Here is an 18,047-nt window from a genome sequence, read left to right as displayed (position 1 = left end):
CGTCCACCGGCTGCGCGCCACCCCAGGATCCGCCCGCCGGACCAGCCCCGCTGCGCCTGCTCGCCCTCGCCCCGGCTCCAGCTCCCGCCCCGATTCCAGCTCTGGTTCCCGCCTCGGTTCCGGTCCCGCCTTCCGGTTCCGCGCGTGGTGAGCAGCAGGCTGGAGGGCTCGGGCGGCCGGGTGCCCGAGCGGCGCTGCCTGCCGATCCGGCTCAGTTGCGGCTCGCCCTGGCTGCGATCGGGGCTTCTGGTTCCGTCCGTGGCGGGCAGCAGGCGGCAAGGCCCGGTCGTTCGGATGTCCGGGAGGAGCCGCTCGCCGAGCCGGGGCAGTTGCGGCTGGCTCCCGTCCCTGGTGGGCAGTCGGTCGCGGGGGGTGGTGCCCGCCAGGATCCGGTGGACGGAGTGGGGCGGCTGCGGGCGCTCGCGGAGCCGCGGGGTGGGAGCGAGCCGGGGCGCAGGCTGGCCGGGCTGGTCAGTGCCGGGATGGTGCGGCCGGCCAGTGAGCACACCCCCGAGGCGGGGATCGGGGCCGGGAAGGTCCTGCCGGTGCTCGCGGGGTTGCGGGCGTTGCTGCCCGGCGGTGGGCTGCGGCGGGGGGCGACGATCGCGGTGCAGACGTCGTCGGTGCTGCTGGCGTTGCTGGCGGCGGCGAGCCGGGCCGGATCGTGGTGTGCGGTGGTGGGGATGCCGGCGCTGAGCCCGGTGGCGGCGGCCGAGATGGGGATCGCCCTGGAACGGCTCGCGCTGGTGCCGGACCCGGGCGCCGAGTGGGCGAGCATCGTCGCGGCGTTGCTCGACGGCGTGGACATCGTGGTGGCGGCGGTGCCGGGGGCGGTGGCGCCGGCGGTGGCGGGCCGGTTGGCGGCGCGGGCCCGGCAGCGGGGCAGCGTCCTCATGCCGGCGGGGGCATGGGCGGGCGCGGACGTGACGGTGGCCCCGGTTCAGCAGAGCTGGGGCGGCCTCGGCGCGGGGCGGGGCCGGCTGCGCTGCCGGGAGCTGACCATCCAGGCCCGTGGCCGGGGAGCGGCGGCCGCCGTGCGTGAGGTGACCCTGTGGCTGCCCGCCCTGGAAGGGCCGTTGCCGCCGGTCCGCGACGCGCGGATGCCCCGCAGGACGACCGCCGCGCTGCGGAGGGTCGGCTGATGCCACAACCGTTCGAGCCCCGGCCCCTGGCCGCCGAAGCCGCCGGCGGCCGGCACCCTGCGCTGATCGAAGTCGCCCGGCGCAACGCCAATCCGCAACAGGTTCGGGGGCGGTGGCGGTGATGGTGCGGACGATCGTGGTCTGGTGTCCTGACTGGCCGGTGGTGGCCGCGGAGATCGTCGACGGGTATCCGGCGGACCAGCCGGTGGCGGTGCTGCACGCCAACCGGGTCCTGGCCACGTCGCCGGCGGCGCGGGCCGAAGGGGTGCGGCGGGGGCTGCGGAAACGGGAGGCGCAGGGGCGGTGCCCGCACCTGATCGTGCTCGACCACGACCCGGGCCGGGACATGCGGGCGTTCGAACCGGTGCTCGGGGCGATCGAGGAGCTGGCTCCGGGGGTGGAGATGCTGCGGCCGGGGGCGTGCGCGCTCGCGGCGCGGGGGCCGGCGCGGTACTACGGGGGTGAGGCGGCGGCGGCCGAGCAGATCGTCGAGCAGATCGCGCAGCGGTGTGACGTGGAGGCGCAGGTCGGGATCGCCGAGGGCACGTTCGCGGCGGGGCTCGCCGCGCGGGCCGGGGTGCTGGTGGCGCCGGGGGAGACCGCGGCGTTTCTCGCGGACCTCAGCATCACCGCGCTCGGGCGCCCCGCGCTCGCGGACCTGCTGCGGCGGCTCGGGATCCACACGCTCAAGGAGTTCGCGGCGCTGCCGGGGCCGGACGTCCTGGCACGGTTCGGGTTCGACGCGGCGCTCGCGCACCGGCTGGCCGGCGGGCGGGACGAGCGGCCCCTCGCGCCGCGGCGGCCGCCGGTGGACCTGGACGTGACCGAGACGTTCGACGAGCCGGTCGAGCGGGTCGACGCGGCCGCGTTCGCGGCCAGGGCCCTCGCGGAGCGGCTGCACGATCGGCTCCAGGGCAACGGGCTCGCCTGCACCCGGCTGGGGATCGAGGCGACCACCGTCACCGGGCAGGAGCTGCTGCGGACCTGGCGGCACGACGGGCTGCTGAGCGTCGCCGCGATCGCCGACCGGCTCCGGTGGCAGCTCGACGGCTGGCTGCAACGAAACGCCGGCGGAACCAGCGGCATCGCCAGGCTGCGGCTCATCCCCGAGGGGGTCGTCGAGCACCTCGGGCTCCAGCCGGGGCTGTGGGGGGAGGCCGGCGACGAGCGCGACCGCGCGCACCGGGCCCTGACCCGGGTCCAGGGGCTGCTCGGGCCGGACGCGGTCCTCACCGCGGTCCTCGACGGCGGGCGGGCCGACAGCAGCCGGATCCGCCTGGTCGCGTTCGGCGACGAACGGGTCGCGCAGGGCACCGAGGCGCCGTGGCCGGGGCGGTTGCCGTCGCCGTCGCCGGCGACCGTGTACCCGCGGCCGCTGCCCGCCGAGGTCACCGACAAGGACGGGCAGGTGGTGCGGGTCAGCGGGCGCCTGGAGCTCAGCGGCGCGCCGGAAAGCATCCAGATCGGCAAGGACAGGCAAACCATCGTCGCCTGGGCGGGCCCGTGGCCGGTCGACGAGCGCTGGTGGGACGAGGAAGGGGCCCGCCGGCGGGCCCGGTTCCAGCTCCAGCTCGCCGACGAACGGGCGGTCCTGGCGGTGCTCGAGGAAGGCGTCTGGCACGTGGAAGCGCTGTACGACTGATGGGATTCTCCAACCCCGACATCCCGTGGCGTGAGTTCGAGCAGAGGCTGAGCGGACAGTACGTAAAAGACCCCCTGGCCGCGGACGACGGCGACGGCGGGGACTCCCCGGCGTGGACCCGCAAGCGCGCCGGGTACGTCGCACCGGAGCTGGAGCGGCCCGCCGACGCGGTGCCGTACGCCGAGTTGCACTGCCACACCAACTTCAGCTTCCTCGACGGGGCCAGCCACCCCGAGGAGCTCGCCGAGACCGCGGCCCGGCTCGGCCTGGAGGCGGTCGCGATCACCGACCACGACGGCTTCTACGGTGTGGTCCGGTTCGCCGAGGCCGCCAGGGAGCTCGACATCCGGACCGTGTTCGGCGCGGAGCTGTCGCTGGGGCTGCCCGGGCCGCAGAACGGCGAGCCCGACCCGCACGGCCGGCACCTGCTCGTGCTGGCGCGGGGTCCGGAGGGGTACGCCCGGCTGTCCCGCACGATCAGCGAGGCCCACTTCCGCGGCGGTGAGAAGGGCCGGCCGGTGTACGACCTGGAGGAGGTCGCGGCGACCCTCAGGGACCACGCGCTGATCCTCACCGGCTGCCGCAAGGGCCACGTCCCGGCGGCGCTGCTGGAGCACGGCCCCGAGCGGGCAGGACAGGAACTGGACCGCCTGATCGCACTGTTCGGCCCCGAATCGGTGGCGGTGGAGCTGACGTCGCACGGCGGGCCGTACGACGACGAGCGCAACGATGCCCTCGCCGAGCTGGCGGCGGACAGCGGAACCAGAACGGTCGCGACGAACAACGTGCACTACGCGACCCCGGGCCGCAGGAGGCTGGCGACCGCGATCGCCGCCGTCCGGGCCCGGCGCAGCCTCGACGACATCGACGGCTGGCTGCCCGCCGCCGGCACCGCCCACCTGCGCTCCGGCGCGGAGATGGCGGCCCGGTTCGCGGCCTGGCCCGGCGCCGTCGCGAACGCCGCGCGGTTCGGTGCGGAGCTCGCGTTCGACCTGAAGCTCGTCGCGCCCAAACTGCCGGACTACCCGGTGCCGGAGCCCGGCATGTCGGAGATGGACTGGCTGCGGCACCTGACGATGACGAGGGCCGCGGACCGGTACCGCGACAACCCGAGGGCGCACGCGCAGCTGGAGCACGAGCTGGCGCTCATCGAGGAGCTCAACTTCCCCGGGTACTTCCTCGTCGTCTACGACATCGTCACGTTCTGCAAGGAGAACAACATCTACTGCCAGGGGCGGGGCTCCGCGGCGAACTCGGCGGTCTGCTTCGCGCTCGGCATCACCAACGTCGACGCCGTCAAGTGGGGGCTGCTGTTCGAGCGGTTCCTGTCCCCGGAACGCGACGGGCCACCGGACATCGACATCGACATCGAGTCCGACCAGCGTGAGAAGGTCATCCAGCACGTGTACGCCAAGTACGGCCGGCGGTACACCGCGCAGGTCGCCAACGTCATCTCGTACCGGCCGAAGTCCGCCGTGCGGGACATGGCGAAGGCGTTCGGGCACTCCCCGGGGCAGCAGGACGCGTGGAGCAAGCAGGTCGAGCGGCACGCGGCGGTGAGCGACACCGACCACGACGACATCCCCCGGCAGGTCGTCGAGCACGCCAACGCGCTGCTGACGTTTCCCCGGCACCTCGGCATCCACTCCGGCGGCATGGTCATCTGCGACCGGCCGGTGATCGAGGTCTGTCCCGTCGAGCACGCGCGGATGGCGGACCGGACCGTCCTGCAGTGGGACAAGGACGACTGCGCGTCCGTCGGCCTCGTCAAGTTCGACCTGCTCGGCCTGGGCATGCTGTCGGCGCTGCGGTACGCGTTCGAGATGATCGGCGGTGAGCTCGACATCTCCACGATGCCCCTGGACGACCCCGAGGTCTACGACATGCTGTGCCGGGCCGACTCCGTCGGGGTGTTCCAGGTGGAGAGCCGCGCCCAGATGGCGACCCTGCCCCGGCTGAAACCCCGCGAGTTCTACGACCTGGTCGTCGAGGTGGCGCTGATCCGGCCCGGCCCGATCCAGGGCGGTTCGGTGCACCCGTACATCCGCCGCAAGAACGGACTCGAGGAGGTCACCTATCCACATCCGCTGCTGGAGAAGTCCCTGGAGAAGACGAAGGGGGTGCCGCTGTTCCAGGAGCAGCTGATGCAGATGGCGATCGACGTGGCCGGTTTCAGCCCGGCCGAGTCCGATGAGCTGCGGCGCGCCATGGGCTCGAAACGGTCCATGGAGCGCATGGGTCGCATCCGGCGGCGGCTGTACGAGGGAATGGCTGCGAGGGGCATCACGGGTGCGCTGGCCGACGATCTGTTCGACAAGCTCGCCGCGTTCGCCAATTACGGCTTCCCGGAGAGCCACGCGATGAGTTTCGCGTATCTCGTCTACGCCAGTGCCTGGCTCAAGCGGTACCACCCGGCGGCGTTCTGCGCGGCGCTGCTCAACGCGCAGCCGATGGGGTTCTACTCGCCGCAGTCGCTCGTCGACGACGCCCGCCGGCACGGCGTCACCGTCCGCCGCCCCGACGTGAACCTGAGTCTCGCGTCGGCGACGCTGGAGGATCCCGTCGTGGGGGAGACGCCGGGCGCCGGCCCGTCCGGGTGGGGGCGCGGCGGGCCGGTCGTGCGGCTGGGACTGTCGTCGGTGCGCTCCATCGGCGCCGACGTCGCCGAACGGATCGCCGAGGGACGGGGGACCTACACGTCCATGAGCGACCTGGCCCGCCGGGCCGGGCTGAGCACCGTCCACCTGGAGGCCCTTGCCACCGCGGACGCCTTCGCCGGGCTCGGGCTCAGCCGGCGGGAGGCGCTGTGGGCGGCGGGCGCGGCGTCCCGGGAGACGGCGGGCCGGCTGCCCGGCACGACCGGCGGCCTGGAGGCGCCGATGCTGCCGGGGATGGACGCCGTGGAACGCCTGGTCGCCGACGTGTGGGCGACCGGGCTGGCACCGGACGCGCACCCGGCGCAGTTCGCCCGGGAGTACCTCGACCGGATCGGCGCGGTGTCCGTGGAGCGACTGCACGGCGTGGAGCCGGGCCGCCGGGTCTCCGTCGGCGGGATCGTCACGCACCGGCAGCGCCCGGCGACCGCCGGCGGGGTCACGTTCATCAACCTGGAGGATGAGACCGGCATGCTCAACGTCACCTGCACGCCCGGGCTGTGGCAGCGGCACCGCAAGGTCGCCCGGACCGCGGGTGCGATGGTGGTGCGCGGGATCCTGGAGAAGGTCGAGGGCGTGCTCAACCTGCGCGCCGACCATCTCGCGGTGCTGAGCCTGCCGATCCGCTCGGCGTCCCGCGACTTCCGCTAGGCGTCCGCGATCAGGTTCAGGCCGGACAGGCGGTTGCCGGACGGGACGTGGTCCCAGTCGTCGTGGTCGACGCGGTACACCAGCGGATCGTCCTGCTGTTCGTCGTCGAGATCGACGACCCAGTGGTACTGGCCAGTTCCGCGAGGCGTCGGAGGTCCGGGTCGCCTGGGTCGCCCGGGTCCCCGTCCGGTCGCCGGTCGGCGAGGGCGTCGAGATAGGTGCGGGTGTCGAGGTGGTACAGGCGGAACTCCGAGTCCCCGGTGGCCACGACGACGAGGAGCCGGTCGGCGGCCCGCCCGACGACGAGCAGTCCGGTCGCGGCGAGCAGGTCGAGCTGGCCGGGCGCCGAGATCCCGACGGTCCAGGTGACGGCGCCGGCCCGCAGCGGCGGGCAGTCCCGCAGGATCGTCCACAGGCTCAGCCGTTGCTCGAGGAGCCAGTTCGCGTCGGGCGGTACGGCTCGCCGGGCACGTCGACGGGCAACCGCAGCAGGTGCGGGAACCGGTCCGCGAAGTGGCCGATGCTCGCCTCGGTGCCGACGTCGAACAGGTCGCCGGTCGCGCCGGCCAGCCACCACCGCAGCTCCCGCTCGTCGTCGGTGAACCGGCGGGCGAGCAGCTGGTCCGCGTCGACCTGCGCCGCGGCCAGCCCCGGCCGCACGAACACCGGCCCGCCACCGGCGACAGCGCCGGGCAGGAGGCCGTCGCGTTCCCAGTACACCACCGCCTGCCGTCGCTCGTGTTCGGTCATCGTGTCCGCGTCCGGCACCGCGGTCAGCGGGAAGTCCCGGCCCTCCTCGGGATGGGGCAGGCCGACGACGTCGGGACACCCTCGATGACGGTGAACACCAGGTCGACCCGCTCGCACCCGGACCAGCCGAAGGGGTTGCCGATCCGGCACGCGACGAGTTCGAGATGGGTGAGCCCGGGAAGGTCCTCCAGGACGTCCAGGTCGGGCAGCTCCGAGGCAACGATCCGCAGCCGACGCAGGTCGGTGCGGCCCCGCAGCGACTCGAGGTCGCGCACGCCCGTCAGGGTGAGGGTCACCGACGTCCGCGCAGCAGCCACCACAGGCCGACGACCGGCAGGACGAGCGGGACGTAGCCGTAGCCCTGCCCGTAGTCCGACCAGACGGTGGCGTCCGGGAACGCCCCGCCGTCCACGACGCTGAGGGTGCCGACGGTCAGCACGCCGAGCAGCTCGAACCCGCAGGCGGCGAGGGCGATCCGGCGGTTGTTGCGGGCCAGGGCGACGGTCGCGACGATGTAGACGGCCGCGGCGAGCGCCGACAGCGTGTACGCCAGGGGCGCCTCGCCGAACTTCGTGGCGATCTGCACGCTCGCGCGGGCCGTCGCGGCGAGCGCGAACACGCCGTAGATCGCGACCAGGACGCGGCCCGGGCCGCGGTTGACACGTTCAGCCATTCCAGATCTGTCCCAGTCGCAGGATGAGCACCGGCACGATGACGGCGGTGCTGCCGATGAGCAGGGAACCCCAGCGGGTCGGTTCCATCCGGGCGAGGACCGCCCCGGCCGGCGGCAGCAGCAGCGCCGTCAGCATGTATCCGATGAGGGTGACGACCTCGCCGCCCGCTTCGGGGCCGTTCCCGCGGGCCAGCCCGACGGCGAGCGCGACGACCTGCACCAGCACGAGCGCCCCGACGACGCCGAGCCCCTGGAACAGGGGGCGGGTCGGCTCGCGGTGCCGGAAGAACTCCACGAACGCCCAGGCCGCGAGGGCGAGCGACAGCACGTAGATGGCGACTGCCAGGACCCCGATCACGGCCGACAGCGTAATGCGGCGGGCCCGGAGCGCCTGCCCCGGGCCCGTCCTGCTCTATGTTCCGGGCTGGGTACCGGCCTGGTGAGGGGTTGATGACACCGGGAACATCGGGTTGGAACGGTGTCCCCGGTTGCCCGGTGACACGGCCGCCGGCACCGGCGCGGTTCGGGACTGTCGCCTACCTGGCACTGCGCTGGGCGGTGGCACGTTTCGGGGATTCAATGCTCTCCTGGATTGCCTAACGTTCACGGCAACAGAGCAACGAGACAATGAGCTGGGGGATGCAATGAGCGAGTGGGACAGCGGCGACAACGGCGGCGTTGACTACGGCCACGTCGAGGCGGGTCAGGAGCACGAGTCGCTGGACCAGCTGCACCAGGTGCACGCTGCGGACAACGACTACGACTCGCAGTTCGGCGTGTACGAGCAGGACAGCGCGTCGGCCGAGTCGACCTCGTTCGACCAGGGTCACCACGTGGAGTACAGCGACCCGTCGGGTGCGCAGTACGAGGAGTCGGACTTCACCTCGTACGACCACAACGAGGCCAACGCTGACCACGTGTTCGCGGCCGAGGGTTCGGAGTCGTCGCACGCGTCGGAGTACGACCAGCTCGACGCCCTGCAGGCCCGCTTCGACAGCGCGTTCGCCTCGGGCACCGAGCTGCACACCGACGGTGGCAGCGCCGCCCTCGGCGTCGCCTCCAACTAAGGCGTTCCCTGCGAAAAGGCCGGCCCTCGGGCCGGCCTTTTCCGGTTCAGTGGCCTTCCGTTCAGTGGCCTTCCGTTCAGTGGCCGAGGACCGGGTGCGGCACGTAGGGCGCCTCGAGCCGCTCGATCTCCTTCTCGTCCAGCGTCAGCTCCGTGGCCGCGATCGCGTCCTCCAGGTGCGACAGTTTCGTCGCGCCGACGATCGGGGCGGTGACCACCGGGCGCGACAGCAGCCAGGCGAGCGCCACCTGCGCCGACGCGACCCCGCGCTCGGCGGCGACCTCGGCGTTGACGTCCACGACCGCGAAGTCGTCGTCGGTGTACATGTTCGAGAAGGCGTCGTTGGCGGACCGCGTGGTGCGGCGCTCGTTGCCGCGGCCCCGGTTGCCGGCGAGCATGCCCCGGGCGAGGGGGCTCCACGGGATGACGCCGATGCCCTGGTCGGCGCAGAGCGGCAGCATCTCCCGCTCCTCCTCGCGGTACACCAGGTTGTAGTGGTTCTGCATCGACACGAACTCGGTCCAGCCGTGGGCCCTGGCCGTGTGCTGCATCTTCGCGAACTGCCACGCGTACATGCTCGAGGCGCCGATGTAGCGGGCCTTGCCGGCGCGCACGACGTCGTGCAACGCCTCCATGGTCTCCTCGACCGGGGTGTCCGGGTCGAAGCGGTGGATCTGGTACAGGTCGACGTGGTCGACGCCGAGCCGCCGCAGCGAGTTGTCGATGCCGGCCAGGACGTGCTTGCGCGACAGCCCCCCGTCGTTGGGCTTGTCGCTCATGACGCTGAACACCTTGGTGGCCAGCACGTAGTCGTCGCGGTTGGTGAAGTACTTCGCCAGGAGCCGCCCCGTCACGGTCTCGCTGACGCCGAGGGAGTAGACGTCGGCGGTGTCGAAGAACGTGATCCCGGCCTCGACGGCGCGCCGCACGAACGGGTCCGCGGCCTCCTCGTCGAGCACCCAGTCACGCCATGCGGGATCGCCGTAGCTCATCATGCCGAGACAGATCTCGGAGACCTTCAACCCGGTCCGGCCAAGTCGCACCTGCTTCATGTCTGAAAAGCTATCGCGGTGCTGACGCTCGGACGACTCCATCTCATCACCGACACCCGTCCCGGGCGAGACGTCCTCGGCGTCGTCGGGCACGCCCTGGCCGCCGGGTTCGGCGTCGTGCAGGTCCGGCCGGAGGACGCGGTCACGGACCGGGAGGCATACGACCTGACGGTCCGCGTCCTTGCCCTCTGCCGCGCCGCGGGGGCGGTCTGCCTGGTCAACGACCGGCTGCACGTCGCGCTCGCGGCCGGGGCGCACGGTGCGCACGTCGGCGCCGACGACCTGCCGGTGGCCGCAGCCCGCCGGGTCCTGGGCCCGCACGCGATCCTCGGCGCGACCGCCCGCAACCCTGACACGGCCCGCCGGGCGGTCGCGGACGGTGCCACGTATCTGGGTGTCGGTCCGGCGTACGCGACGACGACCAAAACCGGCCTGCCGGCTGCCATCGGGCCGGAGGGGATCCGGGCGGTCGTCGAGGCGGTCGACGTGCCGGTGATCGCGATCGGGGGTGTCACGCCATCGCGGGCGGCGGAGCTGTTCGCGGTGGGGGCGCACGCGGTGGCGGTGGTCGGCGCGATGAGCGGTGCCGCCGATCCAGCGGCCGAGGCGGCCCGGTTCGCGGCGGTGCTCGCCGCGCACGTCGTTCCTTCCGCTTCTGCCCACGGCACCTCCTCTGCCCGCGGCACCTCCTCTGCCCACGGCACCTCCTCTGCTCAGGGCGCTCCTTCCGCACGCGACATATACGAAATGTCGGATAAATCCGGGCGCTTGCGCCTGGGTTTATCCGGGGAGACCGGGGAGACCGGGGAGACCGGGGAGACCGGGGAGACCGGGGAGACCGCGGCGGCTGACGAGGGCGGGCGGGCATGAAGGTCGGGATCGTCGGGGGTGGGGTCGTCGGGCTCAGCGTCGCGTGGGAGCTGCTGCGGCGCGGTGTGCAGGTCACCGTGTACGACGGCGACCCGGCGCGCGGGGCCGGTCTCGTCGCGGCCGGCATGCTGGCACCGACCGCCGAGGCGAACTTCGGCGAGGAGGCGCTGCAGGAGCTGATGCTCGAGTCGATGCGGCGCTGGCCGGGGTTCGCCGCCGAGCTGGGCGCCGCGACCGGGATGCCGCTCGGCTACCGCACCGACGGCACGCTCCTCGTCGCGCTCACCGACGACGACCTCACCGACGTGCGGCGGCTCGTCGACTACTACCGGCGGGCCGGCACGCCGATCGAGCCGCTCGGCGGCCGGCAGCTGCGGGAGCTCGAGCCGCTGCTCAGTCCCAGGGTCCGCGGCGGGGCCAGGGCCGGCGGCGACCATCAGGTGGATCCGCGGCTGCTGCTCGCCGCGCTGCGAAGCCTGCCGGTCCGGCACGAGCGGCGCGATGTCGCCGACCTGTCCACCCTGCGGGACGATGTGATCGTCGTCGCCAACGGCATCGGGCTCGCCGGGTCCACCGGGCTGCCGGTGCGGCCAGTGAAGGGCCAGCTGCTGCGGCTGCGGGGGCCGGAGCCGCTGCTCACGCGCGTGGTGCGGGGTGTCGCGCACGGCCGGCACGTGTACCTGGTGCCGCGCGCCGACGGGGAGCTGGTCGTCGGGGCGACCGAGGAGGAGCGCGGCGCCGACCGGACGGTGACCGCCGGTGGGGTGCTCGACCTGCTGCGACCGGCCGCGGACCTGCTGCCCGGCGTCGCCGAGCTGGCCCTCGCCGAGACCCTGGCGGGGCTGCGGCCCGGCACCCCCGACAACGCGCCGGTCATCGGACACCTGGCCGACAACGTGTACGTCGCCGGCGGGCATCACCGCAACGGGGTGCTCCTCGCGCCGGTCACCGCGCACGTCGTCGCGGACCTGGTCACCAAGGGATCGACGGACGTGGACATCACCCCGTACGCGGCGGGTCGCTTTACCTGACGGCCGCGGCGGGGTTACCCTCAGCGCGTACCCCACGGGAGTCCGGTGTGACCGGGCTGAGAGGGGGGCTGTCAGCCCCCGACCGTCGAACCTGATCCGGATCATGCCGGCGCAGGGAGTCAGGAGTGAGCCGCATGCAGCTCGTGGTCAACGCCGTCACCGCCGACGCGGACGACGGCGCCACCATCGCCGACGTGGTCCGTGACCTTGCCGGGGTCGCCGAACCCCGCGGCGTCGCCGTGGCGCTCAACGGCGCTGTGGTGCCGAAGGCGAGCTGGGCTGAGACCAGGCCCGCCGACGGCGACACCATCGACGTCCTCACGGCGGTCCAGGGTGGATAGCCGGCTGACGATCGCCGGCGAGGAGCTGCCGTCGCGGCTCATCCTCGGCACCGGCGGCGCCACCAGCCACGCCGCGCTCGAGGCGGCGATCCGGGCCAGCGGCACCGGGCTCGTCACCGTCGCGCTGCGCCGGCTCGACCCGGGTGCGCCCTCGCTGCTCGACGTCGTCGAACGGTGCGGCGTGCGGGTCCTGCCCAACACCGCCGGCTGCTACACGGCGACCGAGGCGGTGAAGCTCGCCCACCTGGCCCGCGAGGCGTTCGACACGGCGTGGGTCAAGCTGGAGGTCATCGGCGACGAGGAGACGCTGCTGCCCGACGCCGTCGAGCTCGTCACCGCCGCGGAGCGGCTCGTCGAGGACGGGTTCACGGTGCTGCCGTACACCACCGACGACCCGATCATCGCCCAGCGCCTCGCCGACGCGGGCTGCGCCGCGGTCATGCCGCTCGGCGCCCCGATCGGCTCCGGGCTGGGCATCCGCAACCCGCACAACATCGCGCTCATCCGGCAGAAGGTGACCGTGCCCGTCATCCTCGACGCCGGGATCGGCACCGCCTCCGACGCCGCGCTCGCCATGGAACTCGGCTGCGACGGGGTCCTGCTCGCCTCCGCGGTCACCCGCGCCGAGCACCCGGCGCGGATGGCGGAGGCGATGCGGCTCGCCGTCGACGCCGGCCGCCTCGCCCATGCCGCCGGGAGGATCCCGCGCCGCCTGTACGCGACCGCCTCGAGCCCGACCGGAGGACTGCCATGGTGACGCCGCTCATCCTCTTCACCGACCGGCGGCAGGCGCAGCGGCCCCTCGACGAGGTGGTCAACCGCGCGATCGACGGCGGTGCGCGGCTGGTCGTCCTCGGGGAGGAGGACCTTCCGGCGGCGCAGCGCCAGGACCTCGCCGACCGGCTGCGGGTCATGCTCGACGGGGTCAAGGGCCGCCTCGTCCTCGCGGAGGACACGACGGCGTTCCGCAAGTGCCACAACCTCGACGACCTCGTCGCCGCCGCGGACGCCCGGGTGGGGTTCGCGACGCTGTCACCGATCTACCCGACCCGCTCCAAGCCCGGCTACGGACCCCCGCTCGGGCTGGCCGCGCTCGCCAGGATGGCGCTGGTCGTCCCCGTCCCGGTGTACGCCTTGGGCGGCGTCGACTCGCCGCAGCGGGTGCGCGACTGCCTCGACCAGGGCGCTTCCGGCGTCGCGGTCATGGGCGCGGTCATGCGGGCCGAGGACCCGGCGAGGTTCGTCAAGGAGCTGATGACGATATGAGCGGTCCGGAGCGCAGCGGAGGGACCGCTCATCGGGGGCGCAGGGTCAGTTCAGGTCGGCGCCGGAGCGCAGCGGAGGTGACGGCATGAACCCCGTCGTCGCGCTGACGATCGCCGGGTCCGACTCCGGCGGGGGCGCGGGCATCCAGGCGGACCTGAAGACGTTCGCCGCGCACCGGGTCTTCGGCACCAGCGTCATCACCGCGCTGACCGCCCAGAACACCGCCGGGGTCAGGGGGATCTCCGCGGTCGACCCCGGGTTCGTCGGCGCGCAGCTCGACGCGGTCCTCGCCGACCTGCCCGTCGCCGCGGTCAAGACCGGCATGCTCGCCACTCCGGAGACCGTCGCGCTGGTCGCCGGTTATGCGGCGCGGCTGCCCGGGCTCGTCGTCGACCCGGTCCTCGTCGCCTCCTCCGGCGACCGGCTGTTCACCCGCGACGCCGAACGGGCGTACCTGGACCTGCTGTTCCCGCACGCCGCCGTGGTCACGCCCAACCTGCGGGAGGCGTCGGTGCTGCTCGGCCGGGACGTCCTGGACGTCGACGACGCGATCAAGGCGGCCGAGGACCTCGCCGCGACCGGGCCGGCCTGCGTCGTGGTCAAGGGCGGCCACCTGCGTGGCAGCCGCGACGCCGTCGACGTCGTGTACGCCGGCGGCACCGTCGAACTGCTCAGCTCGCCGTGGATCGACACGGCCAACAACCACGGGACCGGGTGCACCTTCGCGGCGGCGACCGCGGCCCGGCTCGCCCTCGGCCAGCCCGTCGCCGAGGCCCTCGCCGGGGCGAAGGACTACGTCCACGCGGCCCTTGCCGCATCGGCCGGCTGGCGGCTCGGCGCCGGGCACGGGCCCCTTGCCTGGGGACCGTTCCTCACCTAACCGGCCTGCCTCACTCAGTACACCTGCCGAAACGCGAACAGGTGCGCCTATCGGCGTGCCGGCTTCGCCGTGCCCAAGAGAGGTCGCCATGAAGCGCAAAGTCCACGTCCAGGGGTCCCGCGACGACATCCAGGTGCCGTTCGCGGAGATCGAACTGTCCGGCGGCAACCCGCCGGTGCGGCTCTACGACACGTCCGGTCCGCTGAACGATCCGCCCGTCGGCCTGCCGCCGCTGCGGGCGCCGTGGATCGCCGAGCGGGGTGTCGAGCGCACCCAGCTGTACTACGCGCGGCAGGGGATCGTCACGCCGGAGATGGAGTTCGCCGCGATCCGCGAAGGTGTCGCGGCGTCAGTTGTCCTGGAGGAGATCGCCGCCGGACGGGCGATCCTGCCCAACAACGTCAACCATCCGGAGAGCGAGCCGATGGTCATCGGCAGCCGCTTCCTGGTGAAGATCAACGCGAACATCGGCACGTCCGCGGTGTCCTCCGGGATCGAGGAGGAGGTCGCGAAGCTCACCTGGGCCACGAAGTGGGGCGCCGACACGGTCATGGACCTGTCCACCGGTAAGCACATCCACGCCACGCGCGAGGCGATCGTGCGCAACTCGCCGGTGCCGATCGGGACCGTGCCGCTCTACCAGGCCCTGGAGAAGGTCGGCGGCGATCCCCTCAAACTGACCTGGGAGGCGTACCGCGACACCATCATCGAGCAGGCCGAGCAGGGCGTCGACTACATGACCGTGCACGCCGGGGTGCTGCTGCGGTACGTGCCGCTCACGGTCGGACGGGTCACCGGCATCGTCTCCCGCGGCGGCTCGATCATGGCCGCCTGGTGCCTCGCGCGCCACGAGGAGAACTTCCTGTATACGCATTTTTCGGAATTGTGCGAGATTTTTGCACGGTACGACATTGCCTTCTCCCTCGGCGACGGGCTTCGCCCGGGCTCCATCGCCGACGCGAACGACGAGGCCCAGCTGGCGGAGCTGCGTACCCTCGGCGAACTCACCAGGATCGCGTGGGAGCACGACGTCCAGGTGATGATCGAGGGCCCCGGCCACGTGCCGATGCACAAGATCAAGGAGAACGTGGACCTGCAGAAGGAGTGGTGCCACGACGCGCCGTTCTACACGCTCGGGCCGCTCACCACGGACGTCGCTCCGGCGTACGACCACATCACCAGCGCCATCGGTGCCGCCATGATCGCCATGTACGGCACGGCCATGCTCTGTTACGTGACCCCGAAGGAGCACCTCGGGCTGCCGAACCGCGACGACGTGAAGGCCGGGGTCATCGCGTACAAGATCGCCGCACACGCCGCCGACCTCGCCAAGGGCCACCCCGGCGCGCAGGCCTGGGACGACGCGCTGTCCAAGGCGCGGTTCGAGTTCCGCTGGGAGGACCAGTTCAACCTCGCCATGGACCCGGACACCGCGCGGTCCTACCACGACGAGACGCTGCCGGCCTCGGCCGCGAAGACCGCGCACTTCTGCTCCATGTGCGGTCCCAAGTTCTGCTCCATGAAGATCAGCCAGTCGCTGTCCTTGGAGATGCAGGCCAAGTCCGCTGAATTCGTCGCTTCCGGGGGTCAGGTATACCTCCCGGTCGTGTCGTAGGCGGGTACTAAGGTCGTGGGGGTGGAGTCCTCAGTGGCGTCGCCACGCACCGCGGTGGTCTGGCAGGTCCTGCGTCGTGAGATCGCCGGGGCCGACCACCCCCTGACCGCGCTCGACGTCGGCGGCGGCACCGGTGGGTTCGCCGTGCCGCTCGCCCGCGCCGGGCACAGCGTCACCGTCGTCGACCCCAGCCCCGACGCCCTGGCCGCGCTGACCCGCCGGGCCGCCGAGGCCGGCGTCGCCGACCGGATCACCGCCGTGCAGGGCGACGGCGACGGCCTCGCCGACCTCGTCCCGCCCGACAGCGTCGACCTGGTGCTCTGCCACAGCCTCCTCGAGGTGGTCGACGACCCGCACAAGGTCGTCACCGCGCTCGCCACCACCCTGCGCCCCGGCGGCGTCGCCAGCGTCGTCGTCGCCAACCGCGCCGCCGCCGTCCTCGCCAAGGCCATCGGCGGGCACCTCGCCGCCGCCGCGCTGCTGGTCGCCAGCCCCGACGGCCGCGGCGACGCCCGCGACCGGCTCAGCCGCCGGTATGACGTCGACACCGCCACGGCGCTGCTATCCGGCTGCGGGCTCGCGGTCGAGCAGATCCACGGCGTCCGGATCATCGCCGACCTCGTCCCGGGCAGCGTCGCGGAGAGCGAGCCCGACGCGCTGCAGGCGTTCGAGCTGGCCCTCGCGGGGACGTCGCCGTATCGGGACATCGCCACGCAGCTGCACCTCCTCGCCCGCCGGTCGGGCTGATGGGCCTGCTCGATCAGGTCGCGCCGCGCTACGGGCAGGGCAGCCTCGCCGAGGTGATGCCCAGCGTGCTCAGCGTCCTGGGGATGCCCTACGAGCGCGACGCCCTCGGCCTCGGTGCCGTCCTGGCCGGCGTCGACCGGGTCGCTGTGCTCGTCCTCGACGGCCTCGGCTGGCACCAGCTCGGCGTCGCCGCGCCGCACGCGCCGACCCTCACCGACTTCCTCGGCGGCCGGCTCGGCACCGCCCGGGCGATCACCGCCGGCTTCCCGTCGACGACCCCGGTCAGCCTCGTCACCCTCGGCACCGGCGCTCCGCCCGGCGCCCACGGCATCGTCGGCATCGTGCTCAACCAGCCCGGCACCGACAAGCTCGTCAACCACCTGCACTGGGACGGCCGGCCCGACCCGGCGCAGTGGCAGCCGCTGCCGACCGCGTTCACCAGGGCCGTCAACGCCGGCCTCGCCCCGACCGTGGTCAGCAACCCGCTGTTCGAGCGGACCGGCCTGTCCGTCTCCGCCTACCGGGGCGCCCGCTTCGGCGCCGGGGTCGCCTACGACGAGGTCGCCACCGCGATGCTGGCCGCCCTTTCCACGTCGCGCCTGGTGTACGGCTACCTGCCCGACGTCGACCGCGCCGGCCATGATCACGGCATCGGCACCGGCGAGTGGCGCACGGCCGTCGGCAACGCGGACCGGCTTCTCACCCGCCTCGTCGACGGGCTGCCCCCCAACACGGGGCTGGTCGTCACCGCCGACCACGGGCAGATCGACGTCCCCGCCGACCGGCGCCTCGACCTCGACCAGGACGCCCGCCTGCGGGCCGGGGTGGCCGTCGTGGCCGGCGAGCCACGGGTCCGTTACCTGCACACGATCCCCGGCGCCCGCGCCGACGTCATCGCCACCTGGCAGGGCGTCCTCGGCGCCGGAGCCACCGTGCTCAACCGGGAGCAGGCGGTGGCGGCAGGCTGGTTCGGCCCGATCCCGCAGCAGCACCTGGCCCGCGTCGGCGACGTGGTCGTCATCTGCCACGACCGGTGGGTGATCATGGCGTCGGAGCACGAGCCGCCGCGGTTGTCGCAGATGGTGGCGTATCACGGGTCGAGCACGGCGGCGGAGATGCAGATCCCGCTGCTGGTGGCGCGCAGTTAGGTTTTGCGCTCGTCGGTCGGCGCGTGGTGGTCTTTGCGGGGTCAGGCGGCTGCCTTTGCTCTCGTCAGCCGGCGCATCGTGGCCTGGAGTTCCGGGCCGGCGTCGACCGCGTGCTCCAGGACGATGCTGAACAGCTCCTCGCGGGTCGCGGCGACCACCACGCCCGGCGCGCCCGCGACCGGGTCGTCCACCAGCACCGCCACCCGTGCCCGGCGGATCCCCAGCTGACCGGCCCGGTTGAGGAACAGCTCGCCGTCCGCCGGCAGCGGCACCCGGCGCGCCCTGGTCCAGCCGGCGACCAGGAGCACGGCGACGGCACACCGGTTGGTGCCGGGCCGCCAGCCGTCGCCGCCCGCGGTCATCACCCCCGGCGCGACGCACCGCACCAGGTCCGGATGCTGCAGCCGCAGGCCCTCGACGGCCGCGACGACCGGCGCCAGCGGCGAGGTCAGCGCGAGGAGGCCCATGCCAGGAAGGTAAGGCATACCTAACTTCTCGTCAATTCGTTCAGGTGTTCGG

General features: G+C 73.1%; 17 protein-coding genes, 2 pseudogenes and 1 riboswitch. Of the genes and pseudogenes, 13 read left to right on the top strand and 6 right to left on the bottom strand.

Annotated features, from left to right (window positions below):
• Positions 1-482: 482 nt before the first annotated feature.
• From ACFPIJ_RS64575 to ACFPIJ_RS20045, 3 genes and pseudogenes are all read left to right on the top strand, one after another.
• A pseudogene (locus tag ACFPIJ_RS64575) lies at positions 483-1,189 on the top strand (hypothetical protein); the annotation flags it as partial.
• A gap of 74 nt (positions 1,190-1,263) precedes the next feature.
• Complete coding sequence (locus ACFPIJ_RS20050; protein WP_380116666.1) at positions 1,264-2,784, top strand: DNA polymerase Y family protein; 1,521 nt, start codon at positions 1,264-1,266, stop codon at positions 2,782-2,784.
• Positions 2,784-6,089, top strand: a complete 3,306-nt coding sequence (locus ACFPIJ_RS20045) for an error-prone DNA polymerase (RefSeq protein WP_380116665.1) — start codon at positions 2,784-2,786, stop codon at positions 6,087-6,089. Before ACFPIJ_RS20050 ends, ACFPIJ_RS20045 begins: the two co-directional genes overlap by 1 nt.
• Positions 6,090-6,506: 417 nt before the next feature.
• Here the strand turns inward: ACFPIJ_RS20045 and ACFPIJ_RS20040 are convergent, their stop codons facing one another.
• From ACFPIJ_RS20040 to ACFPIJ_RS20025, 4 genes are read right to left on the bottom strand one after another with little or no spacing between them, the layout of a single operon-like run.
• Positions 6,507-6,839: a hypothetical protein gene (locus tag ACFPIJ_RS20040; protein ID WP_380116664.1), complete on the bottom strand. Its 333-nt coding sequence runs from the start codon at positions 6,837-6,839 to the stop codon at positions 6,507-6,509.
• A 23-nt stretch (positions 6,840-6,862) separates the two neighbouring features.
• The gene (locus tag ACFPIJ_RS20035; protein WP_380116663.1) at positions 6,863-7,114 is read right to left on the bottom strand and encodes a hypothetical protein; all 252 of its coding nucleotides are present in this window, start codon (positions 7,112-7,114) and stop codon (positions 6,863-6,865) included.
• A 17-nt stretch (positions 7,115-7,131) separates the two neighbouring features.
• On the bottom strand, positions 7,132-7,512 hold the full coding sequence (locus tag ACFPIJ_RS20030; protein WP_380116662.1) for a hypothetical protein: 381 nt from the start codon (positions 7,510-7,512) through the stop codon (positions 7,132-7,134).
• A complete protein-coding gene (locus ACFPIJ_RS20025) occupies positions 7,505-7,870 on the bottom strand; it encodes a hypothetical protein (protein ID WP_380116661.1) in 366 nt (121 codons plus the stop codon). Before ACFPIJ_RS20025 ends, ACFPIJ_RS20030 begins: the two co-directional genes overlap by 8 nt.
• A gap of 286 nt (positions 7,871-8,156) precedes the next feature.
• On the opposite strand from ACFPIJ_RS20025, the gene ACFPIJ_RS20020 reads away from it, so the two are divergent.
• Complete coding sequence (locus ACFPIJ_RS20020; protein WP_380116660.1) at positions 8,157-8,579, top strand: hypothetical protein; 423 nt, start codon at positions 8,157-8,159, stop codon at positions 8,577-8,579.
• 76 nt (positions 8,580-8,655) lie between these two features.
• Here ACFPIJ_RS20020 and ACFPIJ_RS20015 read toward each other — a convergent pair whose 3' ends face one another.
• The gene (locus tag ACFPIJ_RS20015; RefSeq protein WP_380116659.1) at positions 8,656-9,630 is read right to left on the bottom strand and encodes an aldo/keto reductase; all 975 of its coding nucleotides are present in this window, start codon (positions 9,628-9,630) and stop codon (positions 8,656-8,658) included.
• Between the two features lie 18 nt (positions 9,631-9,648).
• On the opposite strand from ACFPIJ_RS20015, the pseudogene thiE reads away from it, so the two are divergent.
• The 9 genes and pseudogenes from thiE to ACFPIJ_RS19970 form a co-directional block, all read left to right on the top strand.
• Positions 9,649-10,260: pseudogene (gene thiE, locus ACFPIJ_RS20010) on the top strand (thiamine phosphate synthase); the annotation flags it as partial.
• A 236-nt stretch (positions 10,261-10,496) separates the two neighbouring features.
• On the top strand, positions 10,497-11,531 hold the full coding sequence (thiO, locus tag ACFPIJ_RS20005; RefSeq protein ID WP_380116658.1) for a glycine oxidase ThiO: 1,035 nt from the start codon (positions 10,497-10,499) through the stop codon (positions 11,529-11,531).
• A gap of 25 nt (positions 11,532-11,556) precedes the next feature.
• Positions 11,557-11,667, top strand: a riboswitch (TPP riboswitch).
• On the top strand, positions 11,666-11,872 hold the full coding sequence (gene thiS, locus ACFPIJ_RS20000) for a sulfur carrier protein ThiS (protein WP_380116835.1): 207 nt from the start codon (positions 11,666-11,668) through the stop codon (positions 11,870-11,872). Its footprint overlaps the riboswitch before it by 2 nt.
• Positions 11,865-12,629 carry a thiazole synthase gene (locus tag ACFPIJ_RS19995; RefSeq protein WP_380116657.1) on the top strand — a complete coding sequence of 255 codons (765 nt, stop codon included), beginning with the start codon at positions 11,865-11,867 and terminating at the stop codon, positions 12,627-12,629. Before thiS ends, ACFPIJ_RS19995 begins: the two co-directional genes overlap by 8 nt.
• A complete protein-coding gene (locus ACFPIJ_RS19990; protein ID WP_380116656.1) occupies positions 12,623-13,138 on the top strand; it encodes a thiamine phosphate synthase in 516 nt (171 codons plus the stop codon). The genes ACFPIJ_RS19995 and ACFPIJ_RS19990 overlap by 7 nt, the downstream gene beginning before the upstream one ends.
• A gap of 85 nt (positions 13,139-13,223) precedes the next feature.
• The gene (thiD, locus tag ACFPIJ_RS19985) at positions 13,224-14,018 is read left to right on the top strand and encodes a bifunctional hydroxymethylpyrimidine kinase/phosphomethylpyrimidine kinase (protein ID WP_380116655.1); all 795 of its coding nucleotides are present in this window, start codon (positions 13,224-13,226) and stop codon (positions 14,016-14,018) included.
• A gap of 88 nt (positions 14,019-14,106) precedes the next feature.
• Positions 14,107-15,633: a phosphomethylpyrimidine synthase ThiC gene (gene thiC, locus ACFPIJ_RS19980; RefSeq protein WP_380116654.1), complete on the top strand. Its 1,527-nt coding sequence runs from the start codon at positions 14,107-14,109 to the stop codon at positions 15,631-15,633.
• Positions 15,634-15,648: 15 nt separating this feature from the next.
• Entirely contained in the window at positions 15,649-16,380 is a 732-nt protein-coding gene (locus ACFPIJ_RS19975; RefSeq protein WP_380116653.1) for a class I SAM-dependent methyltransferase, read from the top strand.
• Complete coding sequence (locus ACFPIJ_RS19970) at positions 16,380-17,528, top strand: alkaline phosphatase family protein (protein WP_380116651.1); 1,149 nt, start codon at positions 16,380-16,382, stop codon at positions 17,526-17,528. Before ACFPIJ_RS19975 ends, ACFPIJ_RS19970 begins: the two co-directional genes overlap by 1 nt.
• Positions 17,529-17,569: 41 nt before the next feature.
• On the opposite strand, the gene ACFPIJ_RS19965 is transcribed toward ACFPIJ_RS19970, so the two are convergent.
• Entirely contained in the window at positions 17,570-18,013 is a 444-nt protein-coding gene (locus ACFPIJ_RS19965; protein WP_380116650.1) for a hypothetical protein, read from the bottom strand.
• Positions 18,014-18,047: the final 34 nt, after the last annotated feature.

This window comes from Dactylosporangium cerinum (assembly GCF_042653625.1).
GTDB lineage: Bacteria > Actinomycetota > Actinomycetes > Mycobacteriales > Micromonosporaceae > Dactylosporangium > Dactylosporangium cerinum.
The sequence above is the reverse complement of the archived record's forward strand: the minus strand, read 5'-3'. Positions and strand labels throughout refer to the sequence as shown.

Bases quoted from the DNA above. Each gene is read 5' to 3' on its own strand.
- ACFPIJ_RS20050 (WP_380116666.1), top strand. From the start codon at position 1,264: ATGGTGCGGACGATCGTGGTCTGGTGTCCTGACTGGCCGGTGGTGGCC.
- ACFPIJ_RS20045 (WP_380116665.1), top strand. From the start codon at position 2,784: ATGGGATTCTCCAACCCCGACATCCCGTGGCGTGAGTTCGAGCAGAGG.
- ACFPIJ_RS20040 (WP_380116664.1), bottom strand. From the start codon at position 6,839: ATGACCGAACACGAGCGACGGCAGGCGGTGGTGTACTGGGAACGCGAC.
- ACFPIJ_RS20030 (WP_380116662.1), bottom strand. From the start codon at position 7,512: ATGGCTGAACGTGTCAACCGCGGCCCGGGCCGCGTCCTGGTCGCGATC.
- ACFPIJ_RS20020 (WP_380116660.1), top strand. From the start codon at position 8,157: ATGAGCGAGTGGGACAGCGGCGACAACGGCGGCGTTGACTACGGCCAC.
- ACFPIJ_RS20015 (WP_380116659.1), bottom strand. From the start codon at position 9,630: ATGAAGCAGGTGCGACTTGGCCGGACCGGGTTGAAGGTCTCCGAGATC.
- thiO (WP_380116658.1), top strand. From the start codon at position 10,497: ATGAAGGTCGGGATCGTCGGGGGTGGGGTCGTCGGGCTCAGCGTCGCG.
- thiS (WP_380116835.1), top strand. From the start codon at position 11,666: ATGCAGCTCGTGGTCAACGCCGTCACCGCCGACGCGGACGACGGCGCC.
- ACFPIJ_RS19990 (WP_380116656.1), top strand. From the start codon at position 12,623: ATGGTGACGCCGCTCATCCTCTTCACCGACCGGCGGCAGGCGCAGCGG.
- thiD (WP_380116655.1), top strand. From the start codon at position 13,224: ATGAACCCCGTCGTCGCGCTGACGATCGCCGGGTCCGACTCCGGCGGG.
- thiC (WP_380116654.1), top strand. From the start codon at position 14,107: ATGAAGCGCAAAGTCCACGTCCAGGGGTCCCGCGACGACATCCAGGTG.
- ACFPIJ_RS19970 (WP_380116651.1), top strand. From the start codon at position 16,380: ATGGGCCTGCTCGATCAGGTCGCGCCGCGCTACGGGCAGGGCAGCCTC.
- ACFPIJ_RS19965 (WP_380116650.1), bottom strand. From the start codon at position 18,013: ATGCCTTACCTTCCTGGCATGGGCCTCCTCGCGCTGACCTCGCCGCTG.